The organism is Actinoplanes italicus, from assembly GCF_003001815.1.
GTDB classification, from domain to species: domain Bacteria; phylum Actinomycetota; class Actinomycetes; order Mycobacteriales; family Micromonosporaceae; genus Actinoplanes; species Actinoplanes italicus.
The window spans coordinates 103784-126724 of sequence record NZ_PVMZ01000022.1 but is presented as its reverse complement, the minus strand read 5'-3'; the positions used below and the strand labels follow the sequence as shown (position 1 = coordinate 126724).

The window sequence follows — 22941 nt, the reverse complement described above, 5'->3', positions numbered from 1 at the left end:
GAGACACCCGTGTCCGCACCCCCCTCATCGTCGCGGAGACTTCTCTTCCGGCTCACCACGACGGCGCTGACGGTCGTCGCCACCACCGTCGTCATGGCGACCTCGGCCACCCCCGCCCGGGCCGCCACCACCACCCTCTACGCCGCACCGGCTGGGAGCGGCTCCAGCTGTAGCAGCACCCAGCCGTGCTCGCTGACCGCCGCCCAGACCGCCGTACGATCGCTCACCGCCTCCATGTCCGGAGACATCGTCGTGCAGCTCGCCGACGGCGTGTACCGCCTGTCCGCACCGCTGCGCCTGACCGCCGCCGACTCCGGCGCGAACGGCTACCGCGTCCTGTGGCAGGCGGCACCGTCGGCCCGCCCCGTGATCAGCGGCGCCCGGTCGGTCGCCGGATGGACCCTGGCGGACTCCGGGAAGAACATCTGGCGCGCCGACGTCGGCGCCGGCCGCGACAGCCGGCAGCTCTATGTCAACGGCGCCATCGCCACCCGGGCGCGCACCCAGGTCAACCGCGGCGATTTCACCGCGGACAGCACCGGGCTGAGGTTCACCAGCAGCGCCCTGTCGTATTTGAACAACCTCGCCGCCGACAGCCGCGTCCAGGTGGAGAGCGTCGGCTCGTTCACCGATCGGTACACCTCGGTGCAGAACATCGCCGGGAACCAGATCACCATGCAGCAGCCCGGCTGGAGCAACAACAACTTCGGGTACGACACGTTCACCAGTCCGCACCGGGCCGGGCCGCTGTATCTGAGCAACGCCTACGAGTTCCTCGACGCGCCGGGGGAGTGGCACCTGGACCCCGGCACCGGTGCGCTGTCCTACATCCCGCTGTCCGGGCAGAACATGAACAGCGTCAGCGTGGAACTGCCGGTGCTGGAGTCCCTGCTCCAGATCGGGGGGACGTACGCAACTCCGGCGCACCACGTCACCTTCGCCGGCATCGTGTTCACCGGCACGACCTGGCTCGGGCCGAGCAGCAACCAGGGCTACGCCGACCAGCAGACCGGCGCCTACATCGCGGGCAACTGGAGCTGGCCCGGCTTCACGTCGTGCCACAACGGCTGCCCCCAGTTCGAGGCCACCCGGCCCCACTGGTCCCAGTCGCCGGCCGCGGTGCAGGTGTCCGCGGCCAACAACGTCACCTTCACCGACGCACAGTTCGTCAACCTGGGCCAGACCGCGATCGGCATCGGCAACGACGCCAACGCCCACGGCAGCGGCGTCGGGCTCGGCGCCGCCGACATCACCGTCACGCGCTCGGAGATCGCCCGCAACTCGGCCGGCGGCATCGTCGTAGGAGGGGTGCGTGCCGACGCGCATCACCCCTCCGATCAGCGGATGACCAACCGGAACATCACCGTGAGCAACAACCGGATCCACGATCTCGGCATCGAGCACCGCGGCATCGTCTCGGTCCTGACCACGTATGTCGCCGGTGCCACGATCGCGCACAACGAGGTCTACAACCTGCCGTACACCGGTATGTCGATGGGCTACGGCTGGGGAGCCAACGACGCGGGCGGCAGCAACCACTACGCCGACCGGGGGCTGTACAACTATCAGCCGCGATACTCCACCGCGACCACCGCGGCGAACAACGTGCTCACCGGCAACTACGTCCACGACGTGATGCAGCAGATGAACGACGGCGGCTGCATCTACACGCTGTCGGCCAACCCCGGCGGGCTGATCGGCGACAACCACTGCCTGCGTACCAACGGGTACTTCGGCATCTACTTCGACGAGGGCTCGCGGTACTGGACCGCCCGTAACAACGTCCTCTCCGCGACCGGGACGTGGGCCACCGCCAACTACTGGTTCGCCGAGAACATGGGCAACTTCACGGTCACCGGCAACTGGACGGCCAACGGCAGCACCAACGTCACCAACGGCGACCGGGGCAACGTGGTGTCCGGCAACGTCACCGTCAGCGGCGGCAACTGGCCCGCCGGAGCACAGGCGGTGATCGCCTCCGCCGGGCCGCAGAGCGGCACCTCACAGCCGGCCAACGCGCAGATCGTCGGCGCCGCGTCCGGCCGCTGCCTCGAGATCAGCGGCTCCAGTACGGCCAACGGCACCCAGGCACAGCTGTGGGACTGCAACGGCCAGACCAACCAGCGATTCACGCACACGGCCGGCAGGCAGCTGACGGTGTACGGCACCAAGTGCCTCGACGCGTCCGGCAACGGTACCGCCAACGGCACCCCAGTGATCATCTGGGACTGCAACGGCCAGGCCAACCAGCAGTGGAACGTCAACGCCAACGGGACGATCACCGGCGCGCAGTCCGGACTGTGCGTGGACGCCAGCGGCAACGGCACCGCCAACGGGACCAGGATCCTGCTCTGGACGTGCAACGGAGGCACGAACCAGCGGTGGAGCGTGCGCAGCTGAGCCGCGACCGTTCTAGCCGGCACCCCGGCGGGCAGCCGTGCCCGCCGGGGTGCCGGCGGATGCGGCAAGCTGGGGCGGTGAACGTCCACGAGCGAGCCGCCGGGATCCGGCTTCCGCGGTCGCAGGCCGGTTCGAGCCCGCAACACCTGCTGGCCACCGTCCTCGGCGAGTACCTGGACTCCGCGGAGGCCGGGCTTCCGTCCAGCGCGGTCATCGCCATCCTGGCGGAGTTCGGTATCAGCGAGTCCAGCGCGCGTGCGGCGCTTTCCCGGCTGACGGGCCGTGGTCTGATCGAGTCGCGGGGCAACGGCCGGATGCCCGTGTACCACCTCACCGCCCAGGCGATCGCCGGGCATCACGCCCACATGCGGCGATTCTTCGAGTTCGGGAGCCGTTCGCCGCAGGGGACCGGTGACTGGGTCATGGCATCGTTCTCTATTCCGGGTTCCGGTCAGGGGATCCGTCATGCGGTACGCCGATCATTGACGGCTTTGCGGATGGTGGGGCTGTACGACAGCGCCTGGATCCGGCCGGGCGCCGAGACCCGGCCGGTGCGCGAGGCGCTGGACGCGATCCTGCGCGACGTCGCGGGGGCCAGATGGTCGGTCATGACCGTGCGCTTCGACCAGGAGGACGGCCCGCACGGTCCGGCGGCGGCCTACGACCTGCCCGGACTGGCCGCGGAGTACCGGGATTTCATCGAGCGGTTCGCGGACCTGCGCACGGCAGTACGCGACACCGGGGTGCAGCCGTCGCGGGCGCTGGTGGCCCGGACCTCCGTCATGGACTCGTGGCGCCGCTTCCCCGAGATCGATCCGGATCTGCCGGACCACCTGCTGCCCGCGTCGTGGCCCCGGCGACAGGCCCGGGAGACGTTCCTGGAGATCCACACCGCACTCGGTGGTCTGGCCCAGGCGCGTCTCGTCGAGGTTGCCGCACCGTACTGGCCTGACGCGGCCGAGTGGATCACGCACTTCGATGCAACTTCCGAAACTTCCGGGATATAAGTGGCGCCTGACCTGCGCATCCTTTCGCATTGACACATCTCGTTACGAGAGTGATAGTTACTGCACGAACCCCCATTCATCGGTAAGCCTGAATGCGCTGCCGTGTTCGCCGTACCGTCTCTGGAGGCGAAGTGAAGAGAAGATTCAAGATCGTTACGGGCCTCGCCGCGGTCGTCATCGCGGCTGCCACCGGCATCCTGGCGCTCGGAGTGCCACCCGCCGACGCCGCGGTGGGTGGCTCCGGTCCGTACCCGGCCGACTACGAGACCTCGTCCGGCCTGCCCAATCACACCATCTACCGGCCGCAGAACCTGCCGGCCGAGAAGCTGCCCGTGTTCGTCTGGGGTAACGGCGGCTGCTCGGGCAACGGCCTGTCGCAGCAGAACTTCCTGCGTGAGATCGCCTCGCACGGCTTCCTGGCGATCGCCAACGGCGCCCCGAACGGCTCCGGCTCCACGACGGCCCAGCAGCTCACCCAGTCCATCGACTGGGCCGTCGCGGAGAACTCCCGGTCCGGCAGCAAGTACTACGGCAGGCTCGACACGACCCGGATCGCGGCCGGAGGCTTCTCCTGCGGCGGGCTGGAGGCGTACGCCGTCTCCGGCGACCCGCGGGTCACCACGACGACCATCTTCAGCAGCGGCCTGCTCAACGATGCCGACGACTACCAGCTCAGGAGGCTGACCAGACCGATCGCCTACTTCATCGGCGGGCCCAGTGACATCGCGTACCCGAATGCGATGGACGACTGGGGCAAACTCCCGGCCACCCTGCCCGCCTTCATGGGCAACCTGAACGTCGGCCACGGCGGCACCTATGACCAGACCAACGGCGGTGAGTTCGGCCGGGTGGCGGTGCTCTACCTGAAGTGGCGGCTCAAAGGCGACACCACCGCCGGATCCCAGTTCGTCGGCCCCGACTGCGGGCTGTGCCGGAGCCAGTGGCAGGTCCAGCAGAAGAACCTCACCCTCGACGGCGGCACCCCGCCGACCTCACCGTCTCCGTCGGTCCCGCCCTCCGGTTCGCCCTCGACGGCTCCCGGCTGTTCCGCGGCGTACCGGGTGCAGGACCAGTGGAGCGGCGGCTTCGTCGCCGGCGTCGTCGTCACCGCCGGAAACGCGGCGATCAACGGCTGGCGGGTGTCCGTCACCCTGCCCGGCGGGGCGGCGGTCACCTCGGTGTGGAACGCCGTGGGCACCGGCACCAGTGGCACGGTGACCATGGCCAACGCGCAGTACAACGGGCGGCTGGCCGCGGGACAGACGGCCGGTTTCGGATTCCAGGGCACCGGAACGGGTGCCGGGGCCACCGTCTCCTGCACCGCGAGCTGAGATATCGGACGAGGACCGCCCGACCTCACGGCCGGGCGGTCCTCCGCACGGAGGGTTACGGAAGGACCCAGCGCTGGTTGTCGCCGGCGAAGCAGTCCCAGATCTGCAGCTTGGTGCCGTCGGCCGAGGACGGGCCCGCGGCGTCCAGGCACTTGCCCAGCGAACGCAGCGTGCCGTCGCTGTTCGCGGCCCACTGCTGCGCCGCCGTGCCGTTGCACGTGTAGATCTGGACCTTGGTTCCGTTGGCATTCGACGCGGCGTTCACGTCCAGGCACTTGCCGAAGGCACGGACCGTGCCGTCCGAGCCGACGGTCCAGGTCTGGGCCGTCGTGCCGTTGCAGGTGTACAGCTGAACCTGCGTGCCGTCGACAGACGACGCGCCCGCGACGTCGACGCACTTGCCGCCGATACCGGTGATCCGGCCCGAGCGCTGCGGACCGGAGCCCGCGTCACCCGCGCCCGCCCACACGTACGTCCCCGTGGTCTTGGCCGGAAGGGTGCCGGTGAACTGGCGGCTGCCGGCGCGCAGCGTGAAGGTCTGGTTCGAGGCCGTCTGGTTGACCACCACGGTGACCAGGGAGTTGTCCGGGTTCACGAACGCCACGTTGGTGACCGTGCCGGTCGTCCCGTAGCCGGTGGCGACGCGCTTGGCTCCGGCCTGCACGAACTTCGAGAACTGCGCCACCATGTTGAAGTCCGGGGTCTTCCAGAACGTGTCGGGGTTCGACGTGCTCTGCACCAGCATCGTCGGGTCGGGCGCGCCGCTCCAGCGCTCGGGGGAGCGGTTCTGGTCGAGCATCGAGACCCAGCCCTGGTAGATGGTGGACTGGTTGCGGAAGTACTGCACGATCCGGTCGGCGCCCTCGGTGCCCCAGACCGAGCGCTCGGTCATCAGCACGTCCTTGTCCGGGAACTGCGCCTTGACGGTCGCCATCGCCGACGGGTCGCCGGCATAGTCGTGGAAGGCGATGCCGTCGACCGAGGAACGGGCGTCGGCGGTGAGAACCCCTTGGGCGTACGACACGCCCTCGCTGAAGTTGTGGTCGAAGGCCCAGATCCTGGTGCCGCCGAGACCGTTGTTCGCCAGTTCGGCCCGCAACGCGATGGCGAGACGCCGTTCCTGGTCGGCGGTGACCCGCATGCCGGGGTAGTCGGCCGGCTCGAACAGCGGCTCGTTCTGCAGGGTCAGGCCGTAGATCGGGATGCCCTGCGCCACGTACGCCTGAATGCTCTTGCGATAGTAGGCCGCCAGCGTGGGGATGTACTGATCGAGCAGGCTGCCGGTGATCAGCGAGTTGCTGCTCTTCATCCACGCCGGCGCCGACCACGCGCTCGCGAAGATCTTCAGGTTCGGGTTGATCGCCAGCGCCTCGCGCAGCGTCGAGATGATCTTGTAGTCGATGTCGCGCTGGATCGAGAACCGCGACAGCGACGGGTCGGCGGCGCCGTCGTTGTAGGTGTAGAAGTCGTGCGAGGTGAAGTCACTGGTCCCGAACGTGATCCGGGCGATGTTGAAACCGGCCCCGGCGCTCGGGTCGAGCATCGTGCGCAGGGCGTTCGTGCGGCCGGCCGCGCTCATCCGCGACAGGTTGTAGATCGTCGACTCCTCCAGCGAGGACCCGACTCCCAGGATCGTCTGAAACTTCTGGTTCGTGTCGACCGCGATCGTGGTGTTGCCGGAGGCCGCGGCGGTGGTGATGTCGGCCTGCCTGCTGAGCTGGTACGGGGTGCCGGCCAATCCGGTGGCGGGATTGGAGTACCAGTTGGCGTTCTTCGGCTCGTAGCCGGCTGTGCGTGACTCTGAGCTGAACCACACCTGCACGCTGGCGGCGGGGGCCGCCTGAACGCTCTGGGGGACGAGCAGACCTGAGGCGGCGAGCAGGCCCGCCACTAGGCCCGCGGAGCGGGGACGGATCATTCGGCGGTGGCCCTCCGATGCGATCGAAACCGTAAAGAAACTGAACGGAAATACTTCCGCCGGGATCGAATCGAAGTCAATGGAACCGCCGCCCGGCACCGAGGTGCGGTGTCGAAAACCTTTGAAACACCGCAGGCCTCGGTACGCGGGCCAGGCGCGCCTAACTCACGTAGCGGTACACGTCAGGGTAGTGCCGGCGCCCGCGCCGGAGCTCTGGAAACCGAACTCGGTGAACTGCCCGGCCGCGATCCTGCCGTTGTAGCCGACATTGGCGAACTGCACGGTGCCGCTCGTCCCGCTGCGCTCGGCGTTCCAGTGATTGGTGACGGCGGCGCCGGCGGGCAGTCCCGCGGTGATACGCCAGCCGTTGATCGCCGAGGATCCCGCGGTGACCCGCACGGTGGCGACGAACCCACCGGTCCAGGAGTTGAGCGACACGCTCGCGGAGCACCCGGACGGGTCCGTGGGTGTGCTCGGGGAGACCGACACGGACGGCGACACCGAGGCCGACGCCGACGGTGAGACCGGCGGGGAACTCGGATTCACGCCCGAGCGGCCCTTGTTGAGCTCGTCGAGCACAGCGCTGTAGGCGGCCTTCTTCTGGTAGTTCCCGCTGCCGCCGGTGAACAGCAGGCCCCTCTCGGAGGAGCGCCACGACTCGCTGTCGGCGATGCCCCACACGGTGATGCCGGTGCACCGGGCGACGTTCAGGCAGGCGCGCACGACCTTGCGGTAGTTGTTGGCCTGCCCCTGCCCGATGTCGTTGTTGCTGAGGTCGTCGTCGATGTCGAGCTCGGTGATGTGCACCTCGACGCCCAGGTCGGCGAACCGCTGGATGTTGGCCTGCAGGTCGTCGGAGATGATGCTGTTCGGGTTGTCGTTGAAGTGCGCCTGGAAACCGACGCAGTCGATCAGGCGCTCGGTGCCCTGCGTGTACGCCCGGACGATGTCGTAGAGCGCCTGCGCCTTGTTGTTGCGCGCGCCCCCGCTGACCGTCAGGCCCTCGACGTCGTAGTCGTTGATGCACAGCTTCGTGGTCAGGCCGTTCTGCTGCACGACCTCCTTGGCCCGCCGGAAGGAATCGCGGATCACGTCGGTGTCACCGGCGTCGACGTAGTCACCGTCGCCGTTGGCATCCCGGCTCAGACTGTGCGGCCACTGGGTACGGCGCCGGCCGTTGTTGTTGTCGTCGAGCGCCTCGTTGACGACGTCCCAGTACGCGATCCGGCTGCCCCACCGGGTGATCGCGTTGCCGATGAACGTGTTGAGCGTCGCCTGGCTCGTGCCCTGCAACTGGCCCGCCTGGGAGTGCCAGACCAGCGTGTGTCCCCGTACCAGCATGTTGTTGGTCTGTGCGTAGTTGACCAGGGTGTCGGCGTTGCCGGTGTTGCGCAGCCCGCCGCTGGACGTGGCGATCGAGTCGGGTTTCATGTCGTTCTCGGGCGTGAGCTGCCCGAACTCCTGGTTCACGATGGAGCTGAGCCGTCCCGGCGAGGCGGCGACGCCGAAGAAGAGCCCGGCCTTCGCCGCCGCGGCGCGAAGGGTGGTCTCGGCGGCCAGGGCAGGCACCTTGCCCACGGCCACCGCGCCGCCGCCGGCCAGGACCGCGACGGCCAGCGCCGCCACCACCGACCGGATTCTGACGCGGCCAGAGGGGTCTGTCACGAGGCTCTCCTTCTCTGCTCGGTGTCGCGCCGGGCACTCGACGACATTGACTGTCATGAGTCTGTAATCGAGACGCTAACACGCGAAACATTGAAAGTCTCGGCAGTCGATCGCAATTACCGCACGCGATCTGAGTGCCATCGGAGGGCCGCTGTTGCGGCCCTCCGCAGCGAAAAGATCGCAAGATTCGCCGAAACTATCGGAGTCGCCCGGCTATACCCGCTGGAGCTGGAAACGTTGGTTGGCGCCGGTGCCGGGAGTCCACAGGGAGATACGTGTGCCGTCGGTCGTGGCGGCCTGCCACACGTCCATGGCCAGCCCGCTCTGGCGGTTCACCAGCCGGACCACCCCGCCGCCCTGGTCCTCCACCCGCCACTGCTGAGCGGTGGCGCCGGTGTCGGGCTGCTGGGTGATGTCGGCGCCGGTGGCGGTGCCGGCGGCCTGCAGTACCAGGCCGCTGTGCCGGGCCCGGATCCGGTGGTACCCGCCGTCTGCGGCCACGAAGTCGAACTGCTGGTTGAGCGCGCTGGTGACCTGCCACTGGATCAGCTGCGCCCCGGCGGCGGCCGACGCGCCGTTGATGTCGGCGGCCTTGCCGCTGTGCTGGGCCACCAGCCGGTAGTACACCCCGGTCTCGACCGGTCCCTGCCGCGCCGCCGACGCGCGGTAGACGTGCCCCGCCTGGCCCGCGAACTCGACGAGGTCGGTCTCGCGCCGCGTCGGTGGCACCACGGCACCGCTCGTCTCGTCGCGCAGCTCGAAGGTGCCGGTGAAGACCCGGCCGCGGACGCGGACCGTGCCGGAGCGGTCCGGCGTGATGACGAACTCGGTCCGGGAGGCGTCCCAGGAGGCGCCCACCGTGTACCCGCCGCGGGCACGTAGACCGGTGACGCTTCCGGCCGGCCAGGCCGACGGCAGCGCCGGCAGGACGTGCAGTTCGCCGTTGTGGCTGTGCAGCAGCATCTCGGCGATCCCGGAGGTGGCGCCGAAGTTTCCATCGATCTGGAACGGCGGGTGCAGGTCGAACATGTTCGGTGCGAGCCGGTCGGTCCGGATCAGATCGCGCAGAAGCTTGTGGGCGCGGGCACCGTCCTCCAGCCGGGCCCAGAAATTGATCTTCCACGCGAGTGACCAGCCGGTCCCGTCGTCGCCGCGCAGCTCCAGCGTCTGCCGCGCGGCCTGGTACAGCTGCGGTGTCCCGCGCCGGGTGATCTGGTTGCTGGGATGCAGGCCGTAAAGGTGGGATACGTGCCGGTGGTTGCGCTCGGTCTCGACCCAGTCGGCGAGCCACTCCTGGATGTTGCCGCGGGAGCCGACCCGGGTCGGTGCCAGCCGGTCCCGTGCCGCCAGGACCTGGGTACGGAAGGCGGCGTCCACACCCAGCGTCTCAGCGGCCCGCGCCACGCCGTTGAACAGATCGCGCAGGATCTGGTTGTCCATGGTCGGCCCGGCACACACGCTGGCGTTCGTATGGTGAGCCAGTTCCGGCGAGTTGGACGGGTTGGTGACCAGATAGCCGAGCGAGGGGTGGGTCACCAGCGAGTCGAGGAAGAACTGCGCGGCACCCTTCATCGCGGAGTAGTTGGCCCGCAGGAACTCGGCGTCGGAGGTGAACAGGTAGTGATCCCAGATCATCGTGGCCAGCCACGCGCCGCCGGTCGGCCACATGCCCCAGAACGCGCCGTCGACGACCGACGACCCGCGCCAGGCATCGGTGTTGTGGTGGGTCACCCACCCGCCCGCGCCGTACTGCACGGTCGCGGTGCGGGCGCCGGTGACCGCCAGATCCTTGATCATGTCGAACACCGGCAGGTGACACTCGGCGAGGTTGGTGGTGTCGGCCGGCCAGTAGTTCATCGGCAGGTTCGCGTTGACGGTGTACTTGGAGTCCCACGACGGGGCCATCTCCTGGTTCCACAGGCCCTGCAGGTTCGCCGGCTGGGTGCCCGGCCGCGACGAGGCGATCAGCAGGTACCGCCCGTACTGGAAGAGCAGGGCGGCGAACTGCGGGTCGGTCTGCGAGGCGTGCTGGGCGATGCGTACGTCGGTGGTCTGGTCGGCCGCCGCCGTACGCCCCAGGTCGATCGTCACCCGGTTGAACAGCGCCTGGTGGTCGGCGACATGCCGGGCCTGAAGCTGGTCGAAGCCGACCGTGCGAGCCGCGGCCAGGTGCCGCCGCGCGATGCCCTGATAGTCACCGTTGACCGTCCGGTAGTTCACGTAGCTCGAGCCGATGGACACCAGCACGGTGACGCCGGTGGCGCCGGAGACCCGCAGGGTGCCGCCCGAGCTGCTGACCGTGCCCCCGGTGACGCTCGCTGCGGCCAGGGCGAGGAACCGGACCGACCCGGTCTTGCCCTCCATGGAACCGGAGATGCCGTCCAGGCCGATCGTCGTCGAGTCGGGGCTGGACACGGTCGTCCGCTGCGGGCTGTCGAACGTGGCGCTGAACGTGATGGCGCCGGCCCGGTCGGCCGTGAGCCGGATCGCCACCACCTGGTCGGGCGCGCTGGCGAACACCTCCCGTTGGAAACGGACCCCGTTCAGCACGTACGAGGTGGTCACCGTGGCCGTCGTCAGGTCGAGCGTCCGCGTGTACTGCGAAGCGCCACCGGCGCTCCCGAAGGCCAGCCGCAGGTTACCCACCGGCTGGTAGGCGAGCTGCCCGGCGGGATTGCCGAGCATCGTCTGGTTGATCAAGTCCTGGGCCGGGACCCACTGGTCGGCGAAGACCCGGCGCCGGATCTCCGCGAGGTTGGCCGCGCCCTGGGTGTTGGCCGAGTCGTACGGTCCGCCGGCCCACACGGTGTCCTCGTTGAGCTGCAGCCGTTCGGTGTCGACGTCGCCGAACACCATGGCGCCGAGCCGTCCGTTGCCGACGGGCAGTGCCCTCAGCCAGTCCGTTCCGGCGCCCTCGTCGTACCGCAGCGCCAGGTCCCCGGGTGCCATCGCCGCCGAGCCGGCCTGGGCGGCCGCGGCCCACCCGGCCGGCAGCAGCGTGGCCCCGGCCCCGGCCATCCCGGCCGCGAGCAGCTTCCTGCGAGTCACGTCGGTCACGGCAGAACCCACCTCTGGTTGGCGGCGCCGTGGCAACTCCAGATGATCAGTTGGGTGCCGTCGGCGGTGCTGGCGCCGTTGGCGTCCAGGCATCGGCCCGAAGCGGCGTGGACCAGGGATCCGTTGCTGCCGGCGGTCCAGTTCTGCCCGGCCGCGCCGGTGCAGGTCGACAGCTGGACCAGTCCGCCGTTCGCGGTGCTGCCGCCGGCCACGCCCATACACTTGCCGAGCGACCGCAGGGTGCTCCCGTTGACCGTCCACTGCTGGTTGGCGCCGTTGGTGCAGGTCCACAGCTGGATCTTGGTGCCGTCGGCCGAGCTGTTCCCGGCGACGTCGACGCATTTGCCCGTGGAGCTGGTGATCCGGCCGACCCGGGGTGTCGTACCGCCCAGTTCCTTGATCCGGACGTTGCGGAACGAGACGTCGTCACCGGTGCCGTGGTTCTGCAGCCCGATGTGGCCCGAGGTGAGCGAGCGCGCCGGATCCGTGTTGGTGAAGTCGTTGATCCGTACGCCGTTCAGGAAGACCTGCAGCCGCTCGCCCTCGACCAGCAGCTCGTAGGTGTTCCACTCACCCGGCGGGTTCAGCGCCGCGTCTCGGGCGGCGATGTCGGCCGACTTGACGCCGTAGACCGCGCCGGTGGTCCGGTCGGTGGCGTCGGTGGCGTCGATCTGCACCTCGTAGCCGCTCGCCAGAGCCGCGTCCGGGGTGCTGCCGGCCGGGAAACCGATCACCACGCCGGAGTTGTCGTCGCCCGGCATCATCCAGTCGAGCTTGAGTGAGTAGGAGCCGAACTCCTTGGCGCTGTACCACAGCATGCCCATCCCGCCGGACGAGGTCAGCGTGGCGTTGCTGTTGCCGAACGAGCCCGGCCCGGCCTGGGACCAGCCGGTGGTGGAACCGTTGTAGAGGGTGGTGTAGCCGGTCTCGGGACGGCAGTCGGCTTTCGTCCGGTTGGCCGCGTACCGGATCCCGCCGAGGATCAGCGCCCGGAAGCCGGCCTCGCTGTAGCTTGCCTGGGTGTGGCCGGCGCCGGTGTAGAACGAGCGGCCGCCCTGGTAGCTCTTGCACCAGGTGTGCGGGTGGTCGCCGCCCATGGTGCCGCCGGAATAGCTCGACTCGTCCAGGGTCGACAGCACCCGGGCCGACGAGCGGGGGTTGGTCCGGAAGTTGTACCACTCGTCGGTGCGGGTCGCCGCCGGGGCGAGTCCGGCGGTGGCCGCGTGCGCCCGGTTCTCCGTCCGGACGGTCGCCTGCTGGATCGCCGGGTGCGAGGCGAAGTACGCGCCCACCAGTTCGCCGTAGAACGGCCAGTCGTACTCGGTGTCCGATGCCGAGTGCACGCCCACGTAGCCGCCACCGGCCCTGATGTAGTTCTCGAAGGCGGTCTGCTGGGTGGCGTTGAGCACGTCGCCGGTGGTGTTGAGGAAGACGACGGCTTCGAACTGAGCCAGGTTGGTGGCGTTGAACTGGCCGGCGTCCTCGGTGGCGGTCACCGTGAAGCTGTTGGCCGCCCCCAGATCCCGAACCAGCTGGATACCTGCCGGGATCGCGTCGTGCCGGAAGCCGGCGGTCCTGGAGAACACCAGGACGTCGTACGGCGTGTCGGCCGCCCTCGCCGGTGTGCCGCCGGTGCCCGCGACGGTCAGCAGCACCGCTGCCGCGACGCCGAGGACGTGGCGTGTGAGTGATCGCATGGCCGGGATTCCTCTCATGGCAGGGTCCAGCGCTGGTTGGTGCCGCCGTGGCAGGTCCAGATGATCAGCTGTGTTCCGTTGGCGGAGCTGGCGCCGTTGGCGTCGAGGCACTTGTTCGACGCGCCGTTGACCAGGGAACCGTTGGTCCCCGCCGTCCAGTTCTGCGCCGCCGCGCCGGTGCAGGTCGACAGCTGCACGAGGCTGCCGTCGGCCGTGGCCCCGCCGGCCACGCCCATGCACTTGCCCAGCGCCCGCCAGGTGCTCCCGGTGCGGGTCCACTGCTGGTTGGTGCCGCTGTTGCAGGTCCACAGCTGGATCTTGGTGCCGTCCGTGGACGCTCCGCCGTTGACGTCGACGCAGGAGCCGCCCGCCCCGACGATCCGGCCGGTGCCGCCGCTGGGCGGGGCCGCGCCGAAGGTGAACGCGTCCAGGTCGAACAGCGTCCCGGAGCCTCCCTGGAAGGTCAGGTACAGGGTGCTGGTGCCGGCCGGGACATTGGACAGGGTCGTCGAGACCTCGGTGAAGGTCTCGTAGCTGCCGGTGACCGGAACGGTGACGGAGCCGAGCACGGTGCCGGTGGCCGATCCGGCGCGCACCGAGATCGTGCCGCCGGCGCCGCCGGACGAGACCCGGGCGGTGAACCGGTTCTCGCCGGCGAGGGAGTAACGCTGGAACGCGATCCAGTCGCCGCTCTGGATGTCGCCGACGGTCTGTCCACCCTCGGCGGTCGTCTTGCTGTACAACGACGTGCCGGACTGGGTGTTGCGGTGCTCGGCCTGCCGGTGCCGTGGCTGCAGGATCTGCTGCGTGTGCGTGGTCAGCGCGGGCTGGCCGCCGGCGCCCTGGTCGGTGTACTCGGCGTCGAACACCGCGTACAGGTTGGCGGCCGTGTCGTGTTCTCCGTCGGCCGGGATCTGCAGTGTTCCCGAGCATCCGGTGCTCGAGGTGATGGGGTGCGCGTGGTCGTCGTGGCCGAGGTAGTAGCTCAGCTTCACCCGGCCGCAGTCGACGGCGCCGTCCTCGGGGTCCGAGACCGTGATCGTGTACGGCACGTTGTCACCGAAGCTGAACAGTGCCCCGTCGGCCGGTGTGTTCAGCACGACCGTGGGAGCGGTGTTGCCGACGGTGACCGTCGTCGAGGCGGTGGCGGTGAGGCCGGCGGGATCTCTCACGGTGAGGGCCACGGTGCGCACGCCCGCGGTGGTGTAGGTGTGGCTGGGGTTGGCCGCTGACGAGGTGCCGCCGTCGCCGAAGTCCCAGGCGTAGCTGAGAGCGCCGCCTTCGGGGTCCGACGAGCCGCTCGAGGAGAAGTTGACGGTCAGCGGCACCGCCCCGGACGAGGGGTTGGCCGCGAGACGGGCGATCGGCGCCTGGTTGTTGCCGGCCCCGGTGTACTCGATGCGGTACAGGGCGGAACTGGCGTCGCCGCTGCCCCAGCCGGTGCCGTAGTCCAGCACGTACAGGGCTCCGTCGGGGCCGAACGCGCTGTCCATGACCTGCGTGCCGCGCCACGGGAAGGCATTGATCTGCCCGGCCGATCCGTCGGCGTTGACGTCGATGTTCTTGATCCAGCGCCGGCCGAACTCCATGGCGAGGAAGTGCCCGTCCATGGCGGCCGGGAACTTGACCGTGGACGGGTTGGCCGCGTCGTACCGGTAGACCGCGCCGCCCATCGGCGACTCCGACCCGCAGCCGAACGCGGCCAGCGAGCAGTTGTCGTACCTGATCCACGCGGGGCGCGCGGCCGGCAGGTTGGTCAGGCCGGTGTTGCGCGGCGAGTTGTTCACCGGTGCGGCGCAGTTGAACCGGCTTCCCGAAGGGCCCGACGGGAACGTGTAGTCCACGTAGGTCTCGTTCGTCGTGTTCGAGCCGGTGCAGTAGGGCCAGCCGTAGTTGCCGGCGGAGGTGATGCGGTTGAATTCCACCTGGCCCGCCGGTCCGCGCGTCGAACTGGTCGTGCCGGCGTCGGGTCCGTAGTCACCGACGTACAACACGCCGGTCGCCTTGTCGACGCCGATCCGGAACGGGTTGCGCAGGCCCATCGCGTAGATCTCCGGCCGGGTCTGTGCGGTCCCCGGGGCGAACAGGTTGCCCGAGGGGATCGAGTACGTGCCGTTCGCGTTCACCTTGATCCGCAGGACCTTGCCGCGCAGGTCGTTGGTGTTGCCGGCGGTGCGCTGGGCGTCGTAGACGGGGTTGCGGTTGCTGCGCTCGTCGATGGGCGTGTAGCCGCCGGAGTCGAACGGGTTCGAGTCGTCACCGGTGGACAGGTAGAGGTTCCCGGCCGCGTCGAAGTCGATGTCGCCGCCGACGTGGCAGCACATGCCCCGGTTCGTCGGGACCTCCAGCACGGTCACCTGGCTGCCCGTGTTGAGGGTGAAGTCGGCGTTGAGCGTGAACCTCGACAGCCGGTTGACCCCGTTCCACGCGGAGAAGTCCGTGCCGGTCGCCGGGGCGTCACCACCGGGAGTGGACAGCGGTGGCGCGTAGAAGAGGTAGATGAACCGGTTGGTGGCGAAGGCGGGGTCCACCCCCACGCCCTGCAGGCCCTCCTCGTCGTGGGTGTACACCTGCAGCGTGCCGATCACGGAGGTGACCCCGGCCGCGGTCGTCCGGCGCAGGACGCCGTTGCGGGCGGTGTGCAGAACCGAGCGGTCCGGCAGGACCGCCATCGACATCGGCTCGCCCATCTCCGAGACCCCTCGGGCGAGTTCGACCTGCTGGAAGTCGGCGGCGTTGACCGGATGAGCGGTCGCCGGCGAGGCAGGGCCGAGAACTGTCGCCACCATGCCGGCGGCGGTAAGGACGGCGGTCACTGCCGCTGTCATCGCGCGTCTTCCCATGGGCTGGTCACACCTTCGTCAACGTCACGAGTAATCATTCATATGACGTCTGATGTTATTCGTGGCATAGACGCTAGTCAATGAAATGGGGACGTCGGCCAGACCGGGCCCGCCGCGGCCCGGCCTGGCCGACGTCGTCTGTCACCGGCAGGCGGATCCGTTGAGCGTGATCAGCTCCGGCGCCGGGCTCGGGCCCCCCGGGGTGGTGGCGTTGAACCCGAAGTACACCGTCTGCCCCGGCTGGATCCGCCGGTTGGTGGGATTCCTGGCGGTCACCGTGGCGCCGTCCTGCGTCGCCGCCGCCGACCACGCCTCACGCACCCGCTGGCCACCGAGGAAGGCGAACCGTGCGGTCCAGCCGTCGATCACCGTGCTGCCGGTGTTGGTCAGCGTGACCTGCGCGGTGAAACCGCCGTTGCCCTGCCACGGCCCGTAATCGGTGTAGGTCGCGTCGCACGACACCCCGGCGGCCGGCTGCCCGGTGCCCTGGTCGGCGAGGAACGAGGCCACCCACGCGAGCGCCGAGTTCCAGTTGATCGCCACCTCGTTCGTCGCATACGACTCGATGTGGTCGACGTAGCAGAACATCGGCTTGCAGCCCTCCAGCAGATCCTTGGCGTACGGGTCGTCGAGGCTCGCGTTGGCGCCGCCGGCCAGCGAACCCGCCGGAGGATGCGGCGTGGACGCGTCCGCCTGGTGCGCGAAGATCCGGCTGTGCTGGTTCTGCGAGAACTTCTCGCCCCAGCCGGTGACGTACGACTGGTTCAGCGCGTTGCGCCCGAAGACGTAGTCGACGCCCTGCAGCGCCCCGTCCCGATACTTGACGTCACCGGTCAGGTCGTACGCCGTGGCCAGCACCTGGACGTTGTTGAGGACGTTGCTGTTCGCGCCCCAGAAGTAGCTGCCCGCGTTGCCCGGCATGGGCAGCCCGTACGCCTGCGCCTTCAGCGTCGCCAGGTAGCTGTCGGCGGCGTCCGCGACCGACTGCCGCACGCGCTGCCGGTCGGCCGTCGGGAGCAGGTTGGGCACCGTGGCCAGATCGAGCCGGCCCAGAGCGGCCGTGCTGCCCCAGCCGAAGCCGGTGGCGGCGAAGACGTCGCCCGTGTGGTGCGGGCTGGCCGAGAGATCGGTCAGGAACGCCTGCTCGGCGGTGCTCAGGTACAGCTCCGCGGCAGCCCAGTAGAACTCGTCACTGACGTCGTTGTCGCCATACCCGCCGCCACCGCCACCGAGGTCCTGCGCGATCTTCGCGGGGTTCGCCTTCGCCGCCGCGTACGCCGTACGCGCCGCGCTCAGGCAGCGACCGGAGAACGCCGCGTCGTACGGCGCGAACAGCCGCGCGCACTGTGCCGCGGTCGCCGCCAGGTTCAGCGTGGCCGCCGTCGAGACCGGGTGCAGTTCCCGCTGCTCCGGGTCGTCCTCGGGCTGCATCGGGATGCCGGTCCAGTTGGCGTCGTGCATCTTGTGGTGCGCCATCCCGGCGAATTGCTTCCCGGCCGGCACCTGCATCCGCATCAGGAACTCCAGTTCCCAGCGGGCCTCGTCGAGGATGTCCGGCACCTTGTTGCCGCGCTCGGGTACCCGCAGCGTGCTGTCGGCCAGCGCGGCGCCGTGCCCGGCGGTGACCGCCGTCTTCGTGCGCTCGAACGTGCTCATCAGCTGCTGCACGGCGATGCCGCCGTTGACCACGTACTTGCCGTGGTCGCCCGCGTCGTACCAGCCGCCACGCACGTCCAGCCGGTAGTCGCAGGCGCCGGCGCGGCAGGGCACGTCGGTGTCGCCGCGGTTCGGTGCCACGCCGAGGTGTCCGGCCGGGCGGGCGTACTGCTCGCCGACCAGGTCGCCGTCGATCGCGATGCCGCTGCGCTGGATGTAGAAGAACTGCAGGGCGTCGGAGCGCAGCTGCTGGTAGACGGTGCCGGAGATGTCGAACGGGTGGCTGGTCTGCCCGTCGGCGACCAGCGTGTAGCCGGTGCCTGCGGTGCGGAACGAGGTGAAGTCGATGCTGTGCACGTTCTGCCCGGACGCCGCGTCCACGCCGCGCGGCGTACTGGTGCCGTCGGCGACCACATCACCGCCCGCGTTCCTCAGCTGCCAGGGCAGCGCCGCGGAGGCGTCGGTGACGACCGTCGCGTTCTTCGGTCCGGCGGGCAGGTAGCCGACCTGATTGACCCGGACCCGCGGTCCGGTCTCCGGCACATACGGCGGCTCCTCCTCGCCGCCGATCAGGGAGACGTTGTCCAGGCAGATGGTGTACGCCTCCGCGCCGCCGCCGAGCTGGAAGGCGACCTGACCCTCGGCCGTGCCGGCGGAGGCGGTGAACGTGTACTCGAAGTGCTGCGAGCTCGCGGTGAGCGCCACATCGCGAGACAGGAACGAGGTGTACGGCTCCGCCCCCAGCTGCACGTTCGCCCGGACGGTCGCGCCCGGCGCCGCGGAGGCGTCGAACGCGAACGTGTACGACGACCCCGCGACCAGGTCGACCCCGTTCTGCCCGATCCCGGCGTCCCACGGGTTCGCCAGCCCACCCGGCACCGCCGAGCACAACCGGCCGTCGTCGGTGGTGGTGGATGTCGTGCCGTACGAGTACCAGCCCGAGCTGCCCTCGGCGAAGTCCCCGTTCTCGATCTGCTCCGGCCCGCCCGGCGGCGCGGCCTCGTCACTGGTGAGGCTCACGTCATCGAGGCAGAACGTGAACGGGTCCGCGCCGCCGCCGAGCTGGAAGGTCAGGGTGCCGTTGGACGAGTCGAGCCCGGCCGTGAACTCGTACGCGAAGGTCTGTGCCGTTTCGGTGAGCGCGACGGTGCGCGACAGCGCCGTGGTGTACGGCGCCTCATTGAGCTGGACGTTGGCCCGGACACTGACCGGCTCGCTGGCCGAGGCGCGGAAACTGAGGGCGTACGCGGCCCCGTCGATCAGCGGGACGTCGTTGTGGCCGAGGCTGACGTCCCAGGCGTTGGCCGTGCCGCCGGGAATCTCGGCGCACAACCGGCCGTCGACGACCGACATGGGCGCGTTCTCGGTGGACCACCAGCCGGTGGTTCCCGAGCCGAAGGATCCGTTGGGGATGTGCTGGACCGGCTCGGCGGCGGCCGGGACCGCTGCCAGAACTGTCGACGCGAGGACGGCGGCCGCCGACGCCGCGAGCGCCGCGATGGCCTGCCGAGGTCGATGTGGATTCACGGGGGTCCTTCCGATGGCCTGCAACTCGGTCTGGGAGCGCTCCCAGAACTGCCTCGATTGTTACCACCGGATTAATCGACGTCAATGACAGTAGCGGGGTCGGGCCGGACGGGCGGGTCCAGGAGCCCTGGGAGGAACCCGCCCGTCCGGTGCCTGTCACACCTGGCCGAACCGCCACTGCTGATTCGGTGAACCCTGGCAGGTCCACTGCAGGATCCGCGCCCCGTCGCTGGTCGCGGCCCCGTTGACGTCCACGCAGAGCCCGCTGACCGCACTGCGCAGGGTGTACACCCCGGAGGTCCCGGTCGGCGTGGCGGTGAATCTCTGCTGGGTGCTGCTGGTGCACGTGGCCTGTTGCAGGAACGCGCCCGCGGCCGAGGAGCCGCCGGTCACCTCCGCGCACTTGCCGCTGTGCCCGGCCTTCAGGGTCACGGCGCCACCGCCCGCGTCCACGGCCTGCCACCGCTGGTTGGCGCCGCCGGTCGCCGCCCACTGGAGGATCTGAGCGCCGTCGGCGGTGGAGGCGGCGTTGACGTCCATCAGCTTGCCGCTGTGCTGGGCGGTGAGCGTCCAGGTCTTCCCCGCCACGCCGGTGGCATTCGGCACGCCGACACCGGCCCCGCCGAACGTGTGCGAGTCCAGGTCGAACCCACTACCCCTGAACACCATGTAGAGCGTCGAGGACCCGGCCGTGCCGGCGACACTCACCGGAGCCGTGGACTGGTAGTTGTTCCAGCCCCCGGTGCTCGGCACCGTCGTCGTGGCGAGCAGGGTCCCGGTCGGTGAGCCGCTACGCAGCTCGATCGACCCGCCACCCGACGGTGACGACAGCCGGTAGCTGACCGTCGAGATTCCGGACAGGCTCATCGGGGTGAACGACACCCAGTCGCCGGCGGAGATGTCCCCGATGCGCTTGCCGCTCTCCGCGCCGGTCTGCTCGACGACCCGGGTCCCGGACTGGCTGGAGTAGTACTCGCTCTGTTTGTGCTTGGGCTGCAGGATCGCCTGGGCCCGGCCGGTGAGTGGCGCCGCCCCGCCCGTACCGCCGTTGTCGGTGTATCGGGCGTTGAGCACGTAGAAGAGGTTGGCGCCGTCCGGGTGCCCGCCGAGCAGCTCGGTGAGGATCGTGCCGGAGCAGCCCGGGTACTCGCTGGTCTCGTGCGCGTGGTCGTCGTGCCCGAGTGCGGGGTTGACGAAGACCTTCGAGCAGTCGACCGCGGCGCCGCCGGGGTCGGTCACGGTGACCGTGTAGGCGACCCGGTCGCCGAAGTCGACCATGCCGCCGGTGGGCGGGGTGGTGATGGTGACGACCGGAGCGGTGTTGCCGACGGTGATGGCGATGTTCGCGAAGCCGGACTTGCCCGACTCGTCGGTGACCTTCAGCTGGGCGGCGTAGTTGCCGTTGCTCGTGTACACGTGGCTCGGGTTCGCCGCCGTCGAGGTCGCGCCGTCGCCGAAGGTCCACTGGTAGCTCAGGGTACTGCCGGGATCGGGGTCGGTCGTGCCGGTGCTGCTGAACTGCACGGTCAGCGGCGCCGTGCCACTGGTCGGCGTCGCGGAGGCTCTGGCCAGCGGTGACTGCCCGCCCTGGATGTAGTCGATGCGGTAGAGGCCGGAGTCGCTGTTGCCGCCGCCGAAGTTGGTGCCCCACTCGAGCAGGTAGAGCGAGCCGTCGCGGCCGAACTCCATGTCCATCGGTTTGTTGAACCGTCCGCCCGGCAGGAACGGGTTGGTGCGGGTCACCGCGGTGTTCGCGTCGAAGTGCACCTCTTTGACGTAGTTGCGCGACCACTCGTAGAAGAAGTGGACCCCGTCGTAGTAGGCCGGGAACTTCGTGTCGGACGGGTTGGCCGCGTCGTACCGGTAGACCGGCCCGCCCATCGGCGCGGAGCCTCCCGACCCGAGTTCCGGGAAGGTCGGCGAGTTGCCGTACCCGTACCACATGTTCGGCGCGACGACCGGCCGCAGGCTGGTCAGCCCGGTGTTGTTGGGGGAGTTGTTCACCGGTGCCGAGCAGTTGAACTTGGCCCCGACCACGCCGGTGTCGGGGTTGAAGGGGGCGTACGGCTGGTTGTCGCCGTGGCAGAACGGCCAGCCGTAGTTGCCCGGCGCCTTGATGACGTTGAGTTCGACCAGACCTTCCGGCCCCCGGTTGGTGGTCGGCGGGTTGCGGTCGGGTCCGTAGTCGGCCAAGTAGACCCAGCCGTTCGCCGGGTCGATGGAGAACCGGAACGGGTTGCGGAAGCCCATCGCGTAGATCTCCGGCCGGGTCTGTGCGGTCCCCGCCGGATAGAGGTTGCCCGACGGGACGGTGTAGCCGCCGCCTGCCTGCGGCCGGATGCGCAGCAGCTTGCCGCGCAGGTCGTTGGTGTTTCCGGCGGTACGAGCCGCGTCGAGGTTGGCCTTGCCGTTGCGCCAGTCCAACGGGGCGTAGCCCTGCCAGTTCGCGTCCAGGTTCGGCGGGGTGTCGTCGCCGGTGCCGATGTAGAGGTTGCCGTCCGGGCCGAAATCGATGTATCCACCGGTGTGTCCCGGTTCGGGGAAGGTCCGGTCCCGGTACGCCGGGATGTCGATGATGGTGACTCCGCCGGAGACGTTCAGCGTGTCGCCGGTGAGGGTGAAGCGGGAGACCCGGTTGACGTCCGTCGCGCTGCTCGCGGGAGAGTGGTACAGGTAGACGTACCCGTTGGTGGCGAAGTCCGGGTCGAGTGCCAGCCCGGTCAGACCGTCCTCGCCGCCGGTGTAGACGCTGAGCGTGCCCGCCGTGACGGTGGAGTTGGACGCCGGCTTGAAGATCTTCACCTGTCCGCCCCGCTGGACGTACATGACCCGTCCGTCCGGCAACGCGGCCAGCGCCATCGGGTCGACGGTGTCGTCGTCCAGTGTGCGCTTCTGGAAGTTGCTCCACACCGTCCCGCCGCACTCGCCCGGCTGGTTGCCGGCGGCCCACTTCACCCCGCCCAGGACGTGGTTGCGGAAGTTCGCCTCGCTGTAGGACTCGGCGGCGTGGCCCATCCCGGTGGCCCACACCCGTCCACCGGCGGCGTTACGGCACCAGGAGATGGGATGGTCGGGACCCATCGCGCGGGAACCGGGGTTGTACGTGCGCTCGTCAGCGGTCACGAGCACGTGCACGTCACCGCGGGGGTTGCGGTCGAAGTTGTACCACTCCTCGCTGCGGATCCAGCGGTCCGGCAGGCCGGCCGTCGACGGATGCTTCTTGTCCGCGACGATGGCGGTGCCCTGCAGCACTCCGGGGGAGTGTTCCGGCATGTGGGCGCCGGCGTTGATCGTCTGATCCCACCACGGGTATTCGCCTTCGATGCCCATGTCGGTGGCGTTGTGGACGGCGACGATGCCCTTGCCGGAGGCGAGGAAACCTTCGACCGCCTGCCGCTGGGCCGCTGAGGTCCACACCATGCCCGAGGTCTGGAACATGATGAGCACGTCGAAGGTGGCGAGGTTGGCGGGCGTGAAGACGCCGGCGTCCTCGCTGTGCACCAGTTCGAAGTTCTCGGCCGCGGCCTGCTGCTGGAACATCGCGATGCCGGCGGGAATCGAGTCGTGCCGGTAGCCCGTGGTCTTGGTGAACAGCAGGGCGCGGAAGGTCGGGGCGGCCGACGCCGGGGCGAAGAGCGCGAGCGAGGCCAGCAGGCCCGCGATCACCCCGATGGCCAGCGTTGAGCGGCGCATGCGTCTCTCCTGGTCATGATTGCCAGCTCCGCCCGAGGCATGACGGAACGTAGTGTCACGTCGCGTCTTCCGGTTCGGCCCGGAGCGTTCGGAGTCTTCGAATTAATTCATGTACTTCGATCTACTCGAGCCTCTCCGTTCCGGTTG

General features: G+C 69.4%; 10 protein-coding genes. 3 read left to right on the top strand and 7 right to left on the bottom strand.

What is annotated here, in order from left to right; translation table 11 throughout:
* Positions 1-9: 9 nt before the first annotated feature.
* The 3 genes from CLV67_RS39785 to CLV67_RS39775 all read left to right on the top strand — a co-directional run bounded on the left by CLV67_RS39785 (position 10) and on the right by CLV67_RS39775 (position 4738).
* Positions 10-2400, top strand: a complete 2391-nt coding sequence (locus CLV67_RS39785) for an RICIN domain-containing protein (protein WP_203736931.1) — start codon at positions 10-12, stop codon at positions 2398-2400.
* A 59-nt stretch (positions 2401-2459) separates the two neighbouring features.
* On the top strand, positions 2460-3407 hold the full coding sequence (locus tag CLV67_RS39780) for a PaaX family transcriptional regulator (protein WP_106328108.1): 948 nt from the start codon (positions 2460-2462) through the stop codon (positions 3405-3407).
* Between the two features lie 131 nt (positions 3408-3538).
* Positions 3539-4738, top strand: coding sequence for a cellulose binding domain-containing protein (locus CLV67_RS39775; RefSeq protein WP_106328106.1), 1200 nt, complete (start codon positions 3539-3541; stop codon positions 4736-4738).
* Between the two features lie 55 nt (positions 4739-4793).
* Here the strand turns inward: CLV67_RS39775 and CLV67_RS39770 are convergent, their stop codons facing one another.
* The 7 genes from CLV67_RS39770 to CLV67_RS39740 form a co-directional block, all read right to left on the bottom strand.
* Entirely contained in the window at positions 4794-6656 is a 1863-nt protein-coding gene (locus CLV67_RS39770) for a ricin-type beta-trefoil lectin domain protein (protein WP_106328104.1), read from the bottom strand.
* A gap of 165 nt (positions 6657-6821) precedes the next feature.
* On the bottom strand, positions 6822-8321 hold the full coding sequence (locus CLV67_RS39765) for an endo-1,4-beta-xylanase (RefSeq protein ID WP_307833852.1): 1500 nt from the start codon (positions 8319-8321) through the stop codon (positions 6822-6824).
* Between the two features lie 213 nt (positions 8322-8534).
* Positions 8535-11378 carry a glycosyl hydrolase family 95 catalytic domain-containing protein gene (locus CLV67_RS39760; protein ID WP_106328271.1) on the bottom strand — a complete coding sequence of 948 codons (2844 nt, stop codon included), beginning with the start codon at positions 11376-11378 and terminating at the stop codon, positions 8535-8537.
* The gene (locus tag CLV67_RS39755) at positions 11375-13075 is read right to left on the bottom strand and encodes a ThuA domain-containing protein (RefSeq protein WP_106328100.1); all 1701 of its coding nucleotides are present in this window, start codon (positions 13073-13075) and stop codon (positions 11375-11377) included. Before CLV67_RS39755 ends, CLV67_RS39760 begins: the two co-directional genes overlap by 4 nt.
* Before the next feature lie 14 nt (positions 13076-13089).
* Positions 13090-15903, bottom strand: coding sequence for a PQQ-dependent sugar dehydrogenase (locus CLV67_RS39750; RefSeq protein ID WP_373873126.1), 2814 nt, complete (start codon positions 15901-15903; stop codon positions 13090-13092).
* Between the two features lie 156 nt (positions 15904-16059).
* Positions 16060-19101 carry a glycoside hydrolase family 9 protein gene (locus tag CLV67_RS39745; protein WP_106328096.1) on the bottom strand — a complete coding sequence of 1014 codons (3042 nt, stop codon included), beginning with the start codon at positions 19099-19101 and terminating at the stop codon, positions 16060-16062.
* 156 nt (positions 19102-19257) lie between these two features.
* A complete protein-coding gene (locus tag CLV67_RS39740) occupies positions 19258-22794 on the bottom strand; it encodes a ThuA domain-containing protein (protein WP_106328094.1) in 3537 nt (1178 codons plus the stop codon).
* Between the last annotated feature and the right edge of the window lie 147 nt (positions 22795-22941).